General features: G+C 35.3%; 13 protein-coding genes and 3 pseudogenes. 4 read left to right on the top strand and 12 right to left on the bottom strand.

Going from position 1 to position 12992, the window contains the following annotated elements:
* Positions 1-232 precede the first annotated feature (232 nt).
* Together ACTH6U_RS20745 and ACTH6U_RS20750 are read left to right on the top strand one after the other, a co-directional pair.
* On the top strand, positions 233-787 hold the full coding sequence (locus tag ACTH6U_RS20745) for a tyrosine-type DNA invertase (RefSeq protein WP_294109575.1): 555 nt from the start codon (positions 233-235) through the stop codon (positions 785-787).
* Between the two features lie 669 nt (positions 788-1456).
* Positions 1457-1792 (top strand): DUF1622 domain-containing protein, encoded by a 336-nt coding sequence (locus tag ACTH6U_RS20750; protein ID WP_294109574.1) that lies wholly within the window; start codon positions 1457-1459, stop codon positions 1790-1792.
* Between the two features lie 184 nt (positions 1793-1976).
* Here the strand turns inward: ACTH6U_RS20750 and ACTH6U_RS20755 are convergent, their stop codons facing one another.
* From ACTH6U_RS20755 to ACTH6U_RS20790, 8 genes are all read right to left on the bottom strand, one after another.
* Positions 1977-2294, bottom strand: coding sequence for an MGMT family protein (locus ACTH6U_RS20755; protein WP_441833049.1), 318 nt, complete (start codon positions 2292-2294; stop codon positions 1977-1979).
* Between the two features lie 622 nt (positions 2295-2916).
* Positions 2917-3096, bottom strand: coding sequence for a hypothetical protein (locus ACTH6U_RS20760; RefSeq protein ID WP_068440488.1), 180 nt, complete (start codon positions 3094-3096; stop codon positions 2917-2919).
* Positions 3097-3137: 41 nt separating this feature from the next.
* Positions 3138-3974 carry a DUF932 domain-containing protein gene (locus ACTH6U_RS20765; protein WP_441833051.1) on the bottom strand — a complete coding sequence of 279 codons (837 nt, stop codon included), beginning with the start codon at positions 3972-3974 and terminating at the stop codon, positions 3138-3140.
* A 60-nt stretch (positions 3975-4034) separates the two neighbouring features.
* Entirely contained in the window at positions 4035-4466 is a 432-nt protein-coding gene (locus tag ACTH6U_RS20770) for an antirestriction protein (RefSeq protein WP_068440492.1), read from the bottom strand.
* A gap of 94 nt (positions 4467-4560) precedes the next feature.
* On the bottom strand, positions 4561-4872 hold the full coding sequence (locus ACTH6U_RS20775; protein WP_068440495.1) for a hypothetical protein: 312 nt from the start codon (positions 4870-4872) through the stop codon (positions 4561-4563).
* A gap of 29 nt (positions 4873-4901) precedes the next feature.
* A complete protein-coding gene (locus tag ACTH6U_RS20780) occupies positions 4902-5201 on the bottom strand; it encodes a hypothetical protein (protein ID WP_068440497.1) in 300 nt (99 codons plus the stop codon).
* 23 nt (positions 5202-5224) lie between these two features.
* Positions 5225-5914, bottom strand: coding sequence for a helix-turn-helix transcriptional regulator (locus ACTH6U_RS20785; RefSeq protein WP_441833050.1), 690 nt, complete (start codon positions 5912-5914; stop codon positions 5225-5227).
* A gap of 299 nt (positions 5915-6213) precedes the next feature.
* On the bottom strand, positions 6214-7104 hold the full coding sequence (locus ACTH6U_RS20790) for a GTPase family protein (RefSeq protein WP_053083842.1): 891 nt from the start codon (positions 7102-7104) through the stop codon (positions 6214-6216).
* A gap of 449 nt (positions 7105-7553) precedes the next feature.
* On the opposite strand from ACTH6U_RS20790, the gene ACTH6U_RS20795 reads away from it, so the two are divergent.
* Both ACTH6U_RS20795 and ACTH6U_RS20800 read left to right on the top strand, forming a co-directional pair.
* On the top strand, positions 7554-8123 hold the full coding sequence (locus tag ACTH6U_RS20795) for an inovirus Gp2 family protein (protein WP_068440502.1): 570 nt from the start codon (positions 7554-7556) through the stop codon (positions 8121-8123).
* A gap of 153 nt (positions 8124-8276) precedes the next feature.
* Complete coding sequence (locus ACTH6U_RS20800; RefSeq protein WP_068440505.1) at positions 8277-8504, top strand: helix-turn-helix transcriptional regulator; 228 nt, start codon at positions 8277-8279, stop codon at positions 8502-8504.
* Positions 8505-8752: 248 nt separating this feature from the next.
* Here the strand turns inward: ACTH6U_RS20800 and ACTH6U_RS20805 are convergent, their stop codons facing one another.
* The 4 genes and pseudogenes from ACTH6U_RS20805 to ACTH6U_RS20820 form a co-directional block, all read right to left on the bottom strand.
* Positions 8753-10321, bottom strand: a complete 1569-nt coding sequence (locus ACTH6U_RS20805) for a YfjI family protein (protein WP_068440508.1) — start codon at positions 10319-10321, stop codon at positions 8753-8755.
* 225 nt (positions 10322-10546) lie between these two features.
* A pseudogene (locus ACTH6U_RS20810) lies at positions 10547-10670 on the bottom strand (IS481 family transposase); the annotation flags it as partial.
* Positions 10671-11097: 427 nt separating this feature from the next.
* Positions 11098-11786: pseudogene (locus ACTH6U_RS20815) on the bottom strand (DDE-type integrase/transposase/recombinase); the annotation flags it as partial.
* Between the two features lie 106 nt (positions 11787-11892).
* Positions 11893-12147: pseudogene (locus ACTH6U_RS20820) on the bottom strand (IS66 family transposase); the annotation flags it as partial.
* Between the last annotated feature and the right edge of the window lie 845 nt (positions 12148-12992).

A 12992-nucleotide genomic window follows, 5' to 3' on the forward strand; every position in this document is an offset into this window, starting at 1 on the left:
TTTGATGCAAAGTGTTAATTTAAATAGTAAAAAAACACCTGCATATTGTATTTTACGTATTTTAAATTGAGTTCAATGAAGATATATAATCAAATCTATCTAAAACTTTTAGTGTTATCTAATACTAAATAATGGTATTTCTCTGTGTATAAAGTAATCATTTGTTTATCATTTTCTAAGATTTGATATATTAGTTTTATCTTGTGTACTCTTATTATAGGAAATGAAAAATATGAAACAACGTAAATTTCTAACTCGCTTTGAAATTAATGCAATATTAGATGAGGCTAAAAAAGGTCGATATTCAGAACGTGATTATTGCATGTTATTAATGTGTTTTATTCATGGGTTTCGTGTTAGTGAATTATGTAATTTATCTTTGAAAGATATTGACCTTAATTCAAGAGTTATTTATGTTAGGCGATTAAAAGGCGGCTTATCGACAACACAGCCTTTAATCTCGAGTGAATATAATGCATTAAATGAGTGGCTACATATTAGAAGTCAGTGGCGCGATGCAGATTCTTCTTTAGTTTTTCTTTCTCAAAAAGGTGGCGGAATCTCGCGACAACAAGTGTATGGGCTTATTCGTTCCTATGGTAAAAAAGCGGATGTATCTATAGAGGCTCATCCACATATGCTAAGGCATGCATGTGGTTATGCATTAGCCGATTTAGGGCGCGATACTCGTCTCATTCAAGATTATTTAGGTCATAGAAATATTTCACATACGGTTATTTATACAGCAAGTAATGTTAAACGATTCTATAATATTTGGGAGTCATAATATTTTTATATTTAATAAAATAGCCGAATTGAAAAGTAAATTTAATTTTATTAAACTAATTTGTTTTTTATCTATCATTGAATGATGTTGTAAGTGTATTTTTTAATTTTTAATGTTGCTTTTATTGTTAATACTCAAAGTGCGAGTTTTTGATGGTTTTTTTTGTCTGTTTTTAAATATTCTAAAAAATTAAGATTTTGGTATTTTTATTGTTTCGCTGGGGAAGCTATATTAATTTTCATTTTAACTACTTTAGCTATTTTTAGTGATTTTTTTTGCTGAAAATTATAATGTTGTTAGATTTATCAATGTAGTTAATAAATGAGATAAATTATAAAAATAATGAATTGTATTTATTTTTAATTTATAGAAGTAAAATATTTTAATAAACGATGATAAATTTAACTATGGGAATTTACGTCCTTGTAAAATCACAAAATAAACTCAAAAAAGCTAATCATAGGTTAAGATAAAGGTTGAATCTGCATTTGGCTTTGCACTACCCACCGTAGGGTCTTTTTGGGGTAATCACTTAGTTGGTCACTGATAATGTATTTCTTCATGAAACTTACTGTTATTTATTGCTTTAATCCTACCTTAAGGCGTTGTATGTTGGTCATACTTGATATTTAAAATAAACAAATTTGAAACTTATCATTGAGGTATTCAATGTTCGACTTAGCCTTTTTACGTGAATTACTGGTCTCAAGTGTTCATGTTTTTCAGTTACTATTAGAAACTATCTCGGTCATTTGCGTCGTTATTGGATTAGTTAAAGCACTAATTATTTTAGTCCAATTAAAAGGGGGGAGAGCGGCACGTTATCGGTTTGGTGACTGGCTTGCAACGGCATTGGAATTTCAATTAGCGGCTGATATTTTGGTTACAACAGTAGACCCAGATTTAGATAGCCTCATTAAATTGGCAATTATTGCAGTGATCCGAACCTTCTTAAATTATTTCTTGGCGAAAGAACTTGAACATAAGCCTCATTTTGAAAAATAAGCTGAGACGTTAAAATTGCACAGGTACTTAGAGTATTCAAAATGACATTCAGGTTTTTATGTTGTTTAGATGTAATCGCCTATTTTTTATGTGGGGGTAAATAAAAATAAAGGCGGCTAGTAAACTCTAAGTGCCTAAGATAATGACTGAAGAATAAAGGTGGTATGAGGGATGTTTAAAATAGCTAATCAAATCCCTCCCATAAATATTGTTTCAATTTTATCTTATCATTTGGGCCAAAAATGATACCTTCACCCATGAGTGCTTTCTTATGCCGAATATAATGTTCACCTGTAACAGATAATTTCCCCTGACCATTAATTATACGATGGCAGGGCAAAGTGCTACCCGTAGGGACTTTTCTTATCACCTGGCATACTTGTCGTACATAACTTGGGTAACCTGCCATTTTTGCAAGGGTTCCATAAGTCACTACTCTACCTTTAGGGATGGCACCTATAAGGCTATAAATAATATCTTGAAAAGACGGAGTATTGTTCATAGTCAATATTTTCATGGCGGTGGATATTCATTAAAACATATAGATGTAAAATAAGCATGTTTTCTGCATCTAGATGATTTAATGAATAGAACTAATTGTATTTTTTGATTTTAGCGTTTCATCTCGGATTTAGCATCAGTTAGAGACTTAGTAAGCTTCCTGAGAGAAAAAATGGGCACACACTTTATCGGAACTAATTATACCTGAAAGTCTAGTTGAGCAATGAAGTGGATGAAGATAGGCGAGAATTGAACTGAAATTTTGGGAGAGTATTTATTTTAGCTGGTGCTATAAGCAAAAACCCGCCTTTCGGCGGGTTCTTTGAATAAGTGGTGCCGGACTCGGAATCGACTTTTTATCATAACTATCTGTATTTAAAATTATTAATAAAATTTGATTTAATTTGTACCCTCTTTTATGCCCTCAGTCCGTTTAGTAGGTTTTACCGAGCACGGTTCGGGCGATTGAGTACAGCGAATAGTTTGGTTTTTTGCGAAGATGATTGGAGTAATTATAACGTATTCGAATCCTTTTTAGGTATACATTTAATGAGGATTATATTCATGTTGATTGCTTCTAGTCTGGAGCATGATATTGCCAATATGGTATGTTTAAAAATACCTTATTGAGTGATTTTGTTTAATTCTTTACTACCCAATTCAGTTAAGATCCAACGGCTAGATGTGTGCCATTGAATTAAGCCTTTTTTCGTCAGTGAGTCGAGCGTCCTTTTATTGCAGAGTTGACCGTAATTGAGTTTAACATTGGATAAGGTTTTTCTTTGCCGTTCTGATAGTTTCATGTTGTTCACCATAAAGTCAAATTGTTCATAATGTGGTATTGCTATATTCGTTCGCGCCCAGAAAAATGGGTATGCATTTGTTCTGTCAGGACCCACAATGCTTTATTGAGTTTAATATCTCCATCAATCCCATTCACCGAACGTGTGCGAGCACGCTTACCTTTCGTATTTCGACCTGATAACCCCCCTTTAATTAAATTCTCTTGCAAGCGTTGATACACTGTCCAAAGATCGTCTTTCTTATCTTCAAAGCGGCGGGGCTGTAAGACTTGTGCTTCAGTGATCGGTTGATGCTCTTCACCATAACGATATGTTAATGCGACTTGTGCGAAGATTTGCTGTGCTGGTGGCGGTAATAGTCGCGATTGCATTAGTTCACGTTTTTCGGCGATGGCATCAAAGGTGCCTAAGACTTCATACGCTCCTTCAATCACTTTATCGACGACATTACCTTTGTGGGGCATTCGGACTTCCCCAAAGGTATCACCACAAACAAGCCCATTTTGACAAACATAGCGAAAAAATCCCGGTAACATTTGATAGCTGCTAGAACCGTCATGGCTATTGAGTAAAATGATTTCAGGCACTTGGCTCCCCGTAATTTGATCATGACGTCGCAGTCGTAACATATGTTTAGTATGATCGCGACGGCTGGAATCTCGCACGCGGGTTTGGCAAGCAAAGAACGGATAAAAGCCTTCTTTTTGTAGGCTATCGAGTAACGTAATAGTGGGAATATAGGTGTACTTTTCACTGCGAGAGTCGTGTTTCTCTTTGGAAAATACACTCGGTACAGTACGGAACAATTCTTCAAGAGTTAACGGGCGGTCGCGACGAATGCTATTCGCCGCACCAAAGCGAGAGGATAAACGAGTCATCATTAATTTCCTTGAAAATAAATAAGATAGGTAAAACTGAAAGAGTGAATTAAGTGAGATTTAATCGATAAGATGGAAAATGGCTGAACTTTCAGGATGTTGAATAGCATAGTCACGAAGTTGATAAAACCGTTCAATCAATAATTCACTTTCTATTCTAAATGACCACAAACTGAACATCATCAAACAGATGGCAATGCCCGCGGCTTCACAACTCATTTGGGCCTCATTACCGTTATGGGGATTAAACAGCGTAAGTTTATCTTGATTTAAATCGGGATAAATGTAGGCACCACCGCTGGGTAAAGTACAATACTCCCAATAGCCACCCGTATATTCATCACAAAACTGACCCATGAGAGTAAAAATTACCACTTCAAAAGTGGTGAAGCTTTTTATACAGCCAAAGTAAGTATTCCAAAATTGGGGACGTTTGTGTAGAGGTACAGTCTTGGCTTGGGGAATATCAGAGGATAAATCATATTGTGGCATAGGGACTCCGTTAAAGTAAATGTAAAAAGCCCCAACATGATTTTTCATGTTGGGGCTGGATTCGTTTGATTTGGCTAAATGCCGTGATGTAAACCTAAAGTTGGTTGGCGATAGCAAATACGCCGAGTAGCCAACCAATACCTTGGGGACCTATTGCCCAAAATAATTTCGCTTTTGCAATGCCTAATGCACCTTCTTTTGTGTAAATCGCATCAGGTATTAACCATTGTCTAATGAGTGCACCAATAAACATCCCGATGCCGGGACTGATGGTTAACCAAAATAATAGGCTGATACCTTGCCACATATTGCGAATATGGCCTGTAGAGTTGACTATATGAAATAGTACAATGATTAATGCGATACCGAAGGCAATACCGATATAACGTAAAAGCAAAGATAACATGTGAGATAGCCTTAGTGATGAATGATGTATTAGTGTGATGATTGCTTTGCGCAAGACTGGATTGTTTGTACTAAATATTGACCATACCCTTGTGGAGCAGGTGCTTCGCCTTTAATCACGGCTTGAATAGTGGCGGGGGGATATTGCTGAGACATCGCCTTCCATGTACATGAGCAAAGTTCGCTGCTTCCTCCACTGAGCTTGCAATCACGGGTAAACGCGAGTTCTTCTGGGGAGCCACATCCCATCAATGTCAAGCTGATGACAATACCGCTCATGATAGCAATAAGCTTAGTGTTCAGTGGTTGAAATACAGGTGTATGCTTCATTTGAAATTTCTCCAGATAAAAGGTTAAGGGGTTGTACCCATTTTTGCTAGAAGGCGTTGAAAATAATTAAAATATGGAAGAGATTGAATAAATTCAGCTTTTGACGATAAATGGCAGATGTCTTTTTGCCGAAAGAAAGGGATCTCCGTGACTGTTACTGAGAATATATGGTTGAGTGGGATGACATTCAGTTCTGAGAGGTTGCAACCAATTAAGTACCATTTTTCTTGGTTTAACACTAAACGATAAGGCTCAATAAAGAGGCTAGTTTTATCGGTTTTGTGTATTTGAATACCGACCGTTGCAGTAATGCTGTGGATTATACGGTAAAAGCATTCAGCGCTGGTTGGATGGGCTTCTATTGTGTTATGCCACGCCAAGCAAGGGTAGTGAAGATCACTACGGATTAGATTATTGACTGTTTTACGAGTTAAGCCCGGAAAATATCCGGATAGACCGACTTTTTGTAAAAAGGTAAAAATGTCAGGCTGACGTGTTGCACTTAAGTGACCAGATAAACGATACCCACCATGACCGGATACTAAATCGAGATGAGATAGGCGCTGATGGAAATCACGCTGTATTGTTCTCTCTGAAACGCCAAACTCTTCAGCAAGTGTCCGTAATGATAGTATTTCTCCTGATAATAATCGGGTGATAATGATGGACAGTCGTAATGCCAATCGGTCATGGCGAGAATTCTTTTCTTTCATGCCAATATTCTCCTACCTCATGAAATAATAGGTATTAGTATATAAAACTGCCTAGACAGGATATGTCATTGAAATCCTGAAAGTGAGAAATAAAACCGAACAAGTTTGTTTTTTAATTCATTGAAAAATAAGCATATTAATTTCCAATGTGATTATTTTGATGCTATCGACACAACCTGTCGTTATGTACTTGGCTGATTCAGTGTCAAGATGAAGCACAGTTAAAGCAGCGCAATACACTGAATGCGAGAGCCATGTGGTATGCGTCAGTTTTTGCCAATATTGATAAAGGATTGGCCTTAATTAAAAAAGTAATCCCACAGTGATTTCACGTTCGAAATTAAGGTGCTTTTCAAGGTACAAAGTGTTGTTTTAACAAATGAAGGTAGCGGCAATATCTCAATCAAATGATCAATTGATTGGCTGATCTGTGTTCCAAAATCATCACGTGCTGTGTGATTTACATTTTCTGTCCTATATTGTTGATTTAGCTGACGAACAATGCTACTACTAACGTGGATGGGTAATGCCATCACTAATTGTTCTGCTAGATGTGGCAGTTGATAGGCTTCGATTGAAGATACCGCAATCACAGGGTGTGTCGGGCTAAAGGTGTGAACCACGAGTTGGCTTTTTTCGTGTAGATTTAGAGATTGTTGTGGGGAAGGAGTGTGCGTGGTGAGATCCCATTCTCGGCAAGGTTCAATTTTATCGGCTTGATTTAATACAAATAAAATATGGTTGGCAGGATAGCCATATTCCTTAATCAGTCTCCGATAATAATGCTCATCCGTTGACCATGCACGATCATCTGCTTTTAATAACCAAATAATAAAGTCAAGTTCAGGAAGTAACGCATGATAAAGCGCATGGTATTCTTTATCCTTTTCGGCGTTCTCTCCAATCCCCGGAAAATCAATGAAGGTCATGTTATGATTATTCATGCTCATTGTGTATCGCTGGGCTTGACGAGTCCCACCGCCAACATCACTAACAGATGATACCGATGATTGAAAAAGCGCATTAATCAAACTCGATTTTCCTGTGCCTGTTTTTCCCATGATACCGATGACAGGATGATAATCGATAACTTGCTGAAACTGTTTCATCAGTGCCTGAGAAAATATATCCGGAAAAGGTGCCAAGTGATTTTTTAGGCGATGGAAACCTGCATTTGCATTGATAGACATAGTCACTCCATATATGAATAAAATAATCGATTAAATAGTGTTTTATCCATGGTGTTATATAGAGGTGAAATTATTTATATGTTTATTTTTAGGGAGTGATAACTCCAGAGTTATATATGGCCAATAAATAATATATTACAGCGAGATATCATGCGGTTTTGGGTTGAGGTAATTTAATTGAATTTATGTCGGATATAGTAATATATATGCTTTCTATGTGTTTTGTTTATGTCAAAAATATATATTTAATCTATGTGTTTAATATGTGTTTTTAATGTATTTAAGATGTGAGAACAATTATTTCTAATATTCTAACTGCTGTTTTAATAAGGTTGTTTTAATTTAAGTTGTGAAAGTGGTTATTTTGATTTTATGTTAGGTAAGACTTAAATTTGTTTTTAACTGCGTCATTAATAGTTATGTTCACATATTAGTTGGAGTGGTTAAAAATGTCTTATTCTTATAATGCAGAATGGTTGTCAATGATTTCAGATGTGATTAAAAAATCATTAAGTGTATATCCTCGTACTTTTATGTTAAGGGTGGATTTACGGTTTCCTAATGTTCCATCATCGGATGATAATGCAGCTATCTCTCGATTTATTGATTCCTTAAAAGCGAAAATAAAGGCATGCCAAAAAAAGAAACTGAAAAAAGGTATTCGATGCCATAAAACAAAATTACGATATATATGGGTTAAGGAATATGGAAAGATAAATAATAAAAAGCATTATCATGTGATTTTACTACTCAATAAAGATGCTTGGTATCGTGTTGGTGAATATCATAAAAATGATTCACTTGCAGGGATAATAAAGCAAGCATGGTGTAGTGCTTTAAAATTAAATGAATCATTATATGGTTCATTAGTACACTTCCCCAAAAATGCAGAGTTATGGATAAATAATAAATGCTCAGAACAATTTACACAAGCGATGAAAAGAGCACTTTACCTTGCAAAATATGAAACAAAGTTGTTTGGTGCTTATGAGCGAAACTTTGGTTGTAGTCAAAATTAGTACTAACTTTCATGGCTGAATTGCTTTCTGCATTATTAATACTAATTCTGTAAAGTTTTACCCGGCATGTAATCTTCTGAGCGGGAATGATTTTTACATTAAATAATGCAATTTCATTCCTACATTATTAATCATCTCAGGGGATGAAACTACATGGAAACAATGAATTTAATATCAGAAAATAACCCACTTGTTGATATGACATTTATTACCCAATATACTGGAATGACGGATAAATGGTTTTATAAATTAATTCAAGATGGGGAGTTTCCAAAACCAATTAAATTAGGTCGGAGTTCTCGTTGGTTTAAAAGTGAAGTTGAGGTATGGATGCAAAATCGATTAAACGAGTCACGGGGGTTATTGAATGCTGATATTTAACCTTGCTTTATATTGAATATTTCGGTTTTTTTGTTGGTGTCTTTATTGTGCTTTCTGGGTTAATTTTTAATCGATTAAAAATGTTGTTTATATTTTTATACGGCTTCAATTGCTACAGTAGCAATTGAAGCAATGAGTTTTTATTTTTGGTCATTAATTATTGGTTGTTTATTATTCAATTTTGACTTGTGAAGCTTAGTTCTATTTAGTCATAATGAGTGTTAATTTTGTATCATGCTCCTTAAAAACTAGAGATCTGTTAAATTAATTTTGTATGATTTCCCTTTTGTATTTTTAAATGATTGGAGAACATTTGTATAGGGTACGGGGACTAAGTTCCTTGTTAATTCTTTTGTCATGATATAACCACCATGTTGATTAAGGTAAGTAATGTAGTGGCAATGTGTGGGTGAGAATTGCACAATAGAGACAACGCCTTGATTAATTAATTGATTTAATACAGGTGTTAATTTATCTAGACGCCGCAGTCTATTGGGGCCATATTTGACAATATCATTTTTAGGAAAGGCGAAATTCCCATTTTGGATAAATCTATTTTTAATCCATGAAAAAAGCTCACGAACATCTTGTTCAAATTGGTATCTCTCTGACATGGGATAAAAAATAAGACTTGCTTGAAATAAATACCAATTAAGAATGTCTATTGATGATTTTAAGGTTTCAAGGCTAATATGATTATGCTCATCTGAATGGAAATATAAAATTAATGCTGCGACTCTAAGTAAATTAGCGTTTGCTTTTAATGCAATATCTTTGATATGTTCCCATTCTCCGCCGATGGCGGTCTTTATTTCTATCTCAGAACGATATTCTTGCCATAATTTCTTTGCGTTATCGCTTAGGATTAGTTGTTTTTTATTTTTGTTGGTTATTTGTAATTGAATTTTATTTTCGTTAATGAGTTCATCCATTCGGGTATAGAATTTTGAAAGGGAATCTCGATAGCTATCTTTGCTTTTCCTCGATGAATTCATCGTGGTATTGGTTTTACAAAAAAGGAAACGAGAAAGAAAACCACTGTCTCTTGATATTTTTGCGTTATTCTCGATGTAATCACTGAAGATATTAGGCTGGGACATTAATGAAAATGTTAAGCGTGGTTTAATGTTATAGAACTCACCGTCTGCTCTGCGAAAATCAAACGTTTCATTATCCCATGCTTTATTTAATAAGCCTGGATTATTTTTCAAATGACTTTTAAAGAAAGTTACCGCTTCATCGGAAATAATCCCGGCTTCGGGATGCTCACTTAGTCCTTCGACAAGCGCTTTGAGTGTCGTATCTTCATAAATAAACGTCGGTCGTAGTGGGTGTTTAGGTTTTAACTTTTCATTTTCTTTTATTTTATTTTCTTCAAATTCACCAGGGTAATTTTTTCTTATCGCTGTTTTAAAATTATTTTCGCATACCTGTTGTTTAATTTTCCATATTTTATAATCACGTTTATAAATGTCTAAATTTGCTTCATACTCTTTAATTATCTCTGATGCAAAATCATAAAGTGGTTTCATGATTTGTTTATTGATGGTTGTTTTCCCCTGGCCTGATTCAGCAATTGTCATCAAATAAAGGGAACAAGGTTCAGGCATACCCGTATGAGGTTGAATCACTTCAATTAAGGACTGACAAGCCAAGGAAACAGCGCCAAGTGTGACACTGCCAATCAGTTCGATAGGAATTTGCATTTCACCATGTAAATCAAGGATGATATTACGGAGAGTAGGGGGAAATGCATGAATAGGGTACTCAATAGGAGCGGGGCTATTTGGGTTAGGCGTCATTGTTAAATTATTCATGTTATGGTCTTATGTTTGGCGATATCACGAAAGGTGATTAAGCATGAGATAAAAATAATTTAACGATTATCGAATTTTTTCATTCATTGGTCTAGCTTGACGACAACATCGTCACACTGTAAGAACATTTTTGATGTGAGGCTTTTTACAGATTTATAGGTTTCTAATGTGGGTAAGTTTTAAATAATAGAGTGTGTCACTCAGAACCTCGGTTGACGTTTAGTCTTAAAGACCTAATTTATTTTTTAACACTTCATACGGTGTTTTACCAGCATGAGCTGAGTGGGGACGGTGACAGTTAGTTATAAAAAGCTTCCCATTCAGCTAATTTTTCATGTAAATCGACATCAACTTCATTCGTGAGTTTGATAATAAAATTTTTCTATTTGAACGCATAACTAATACCAATGTCGCCCAGTTTTACTAGGGTTTTTATTCTTAATCATCTTTAGAGTAAAGATAATAGAATTCAACATGTAGATAGGATAAAAATAAGCCCCTAAACTGGGATTGAATATGCAAGAAAAAAGCATACTTTACTGATGATACAAGGTTAGTTTCATCGCTATTATTATATTTAAATTCAAAAAAGAACTGTTACAAAATACAAAAAAATATATAAATCCGGAGTTTTTAGTAATCAGGATAGGGGCATATCAATTCAAAATTTTAATAAATAAGAGTAATGCCGTGAAGAGTTAGATAAAAATCCTGAAAGAGTAGAATGAACAGCATAACGGCAATCCCCACGTGTTTAACCGAGGTTATAAGTAGAATTAGGTCATTCGTTGCAGATGTTGCATTAGGTATAGCAATTTAACGCCATATTCGGGCGCTCGTGATTATAAAAACCATAGCCACCGTATGGCATAGTCTTGTTATTCATCCAGTGATGAAGCTGGTATTACCCTAGCCAGTCATAGCATATTGTCCGGTTATAACGCTCAATATAAGCATTTTGCTGAGGATTCTCTAGCAGGGTAAAGTTAATCCTGATACCTTGCGGATTGACTCATGATATCAATGTGTTATTTGTGTATTTTGGCCCATTATCATATCGTATGGAAACAGGTTTTTCTTTTCTTAATCAATGAGTTGATCCATAGCCCTTACAACCTGACTAGCCGGCAGGGGAAAACCCATTTCAATGCTTAATACTTCACGATTAAAGTCATCAATGATATTCAATAAACAGACTGAATGGCCATCCGATAACTGACCATACATAAAGTCCATTGACCAACATTCATTGTGTGGTTTGGGTTTATCCCGTTTCAGGCGTTTTTTCGGTTTTTGTTCACATGTTCAGCGACAACGCGTAATAAATTTGGTAAACTTTTTTGCCGTTGAGTCTAAAATTTTTTACGTTACGAAGGTATAAAAAGCACAAGCTAAATCCCCAGTTGCGCTGGCTGTCAGTTATACGTATCAGCCAGTCAGTAATCGCTTCATTTTCTTCACTCAGTCTACTTATTAATAACTGATTTTTCGGGGGAGATTACCCTTAAGTACCTACCCTATTTCCAGCGTTTAATGTTCCAGGGGAGTAGGCCGTCGATATCCGGTGAGGGTTAACTGAGTACCCCCAAACACGCCGTCAGGTACTCAAACGGGATCAATCCGTTTGCCTTAGCGGTTTCAACCAAACTGTATAAAATCGCACTGGCCGTCGCGCCTTTTGCGGTTAGACTAAATAACCACGCTTTTCGTCCTATCACAAATGGTTTGATTGCGCGCGCCGCCCGATTATTGTCGATATTCAAACAGCCATCCGTCACGAAAACAATCAGCTTCGACCATTGATTCATTAAATAATTGATGGCCTCAATAACATATCAGGGAGTTATAAATAAAAATGGGACTAATCTGACTGAGTGTTTTATGGTAAAAATAACCTATAAAAAGCTATTTTCGGTACTAAATAACGCCTTAATCGCGTGAGTGTAATCAATTATACAGTCAGCTTAATATCATATTGATTTCACAGTTAGTTTTCGGGATAAATGATTGTGGGAATAAATCATTATGGTAAACTACTAAGACTGAAAAATTTAATAGTATTTTTAGCTTAATATCTCAAACGAATTTGCCTTCTAAAGTGATGTGGTAACTATAAGCCAGGGGCGGTAGCGTGGTCTTAAATGTTTTAAGTATCGGTGATAGGCATCTAAAGTTTATTTTTGACCTTCGATTTCTTACTAAAAATGATTTTGTTCAATAACTTAGCTTTTTGTTGTAATTTTGAATTTACTTTGTTCAGAGCCGATAAAAGGGCTAGTTAGCTCTCTCTCAAATTAGATATCATGTTTTTCCAAACCTTTTTTGTCTAAATCATAACCTTTAAAATATCCGTATTCTTTGCTGGTTCGACTAGCAAGTGTGATGTAGTAATGAATTACGACCTAGCTTTGGCAATCTGATTTTTAAGGACTGTCTTAGGATATCCTGCTGATATATACTTTAATCTAGTAGGGTAAGCATGAGAGGGGAGTCATTAATTTTGGAAAAATGTAATGTAGATTAGAACTCATCATTTGTATTAATAATATGTGATTTGGGTTTCTAAAGGGCCATATAGGTCGAATCACTCACTTCTCTTATAAGTAGGATAGCTTTCACGGTCCGCGCATGTTATTGACGCACCTTTTAATCGAATTTCGGGATAAAATTT

It is taken from the genome of Providencia sp., assembly GCF_052096715.1.
Taxonomy (GTDB): Bacteria; Pseudomonadota; Gammaproteobacteria; order Enterobacterales; family Enterobacteriaceae; genus Providencia.

What these genes read in the sequence shown, in the direction of transcription:
- ACTH6U_RS20745 (WP_294109575.1), top strand. Translation starts at nt 233, where the DNA reads ATGAAACAACGTAAATTTCTAACTCGCTTTGAAATTAATGCAATATTA.
- ACTH6U_RS20750 (WP_294109574.1), top strand. Translation starts at nt 1,457, where the DNA reads ATGTTCGACTTAGCCTTTTTACGTGAATTACTGGTCTCAAGTGTTCAT.
- ACTH6U_RS20755 (WP_441833049.1), bottom strand. Translation starts at nt 2,294, where the DNA reads ATGAACAATACTCCGTCTTTTCAAGATATTATTTATAGCCTTATAGGT.
- ACTH6U_RS20760 (WP_068440488.1), bottom strand. Translation starts at nt 3,096, where the DNA reads ATGAAACTATCAGAACGGCAAAGAAAAACCTTATCCAATGTTAAACTC.
- ACTH6U_RS20765 (WP_441833051.1), bottom strand. Translation starts at nt 3,974, where the DNA reads ATGACTCGTTTATCCTCTCGCTTTGGTGCGGCGAATAGCATTCGTCGC.
- ACTH6U_RS20770 (WP_068440492.1), bottom strand. Translation starts at nt 4,466, where the DNA reads ATGCCACAATATGATTTATCCTCTGATATTCCCCAAGCCAAGACTGTA.
- ACTH6U_RS20775 (WP_068440495.1), bottom strand. Translation starts at nt 4,872, where the DNA reads ATGTTATCTTTGCTTTTACGTTATATCGGTATTGCCTTCGGTATCGCA.
- ACTH6U_RS20780 (WP_068440497.1), bottom strand. Translation starts at nt 5,201, where the DNA reads ATGAAGCATACACCTGTATTTCAACCACTGAACACTAAGCTTATTGCT.
- ACTH6U_RS20785 (WP_441833050.1), bottom strand. Translation starts at nt 5,914, where the DNA reads ATGAAAGAAAAGAATTCTCGCCATGACCGATTGGCATTACGACTGTCC.
- ACTH6U_RS20790 (WP_053083842.1), bottom strand. Translation starts at nt 7,104, where the DNA reads ATGTCTATCAATGCAAATGCAGGTTTCCATCGCCTAAAAAATCACTTG.
- ACTH6U_RS20795 (WP_068440502.1), top strand. Translation starts at nt 7,554, where the DNA reads ATGTCTTATTCTTATAATGCAGAATGGTTGTCAATGATTTCAGATGTG.
- ACTH6U_RS20800 (WP_068440505.1), top strand. Translation starts at nt 8,277, where the DNA reads ATGGAAACAATGAATTTAATATCAGAAAATAACCCACTTGTTGATATG.
- ACTH6U_RS20805 (WP_068440508.1), bottom strand. Translation starts at nt 10,321, where the DNA reads ATGAATAATTTAACAATGACGCCTAACCCAAATAGCCCCGCTCCTATT.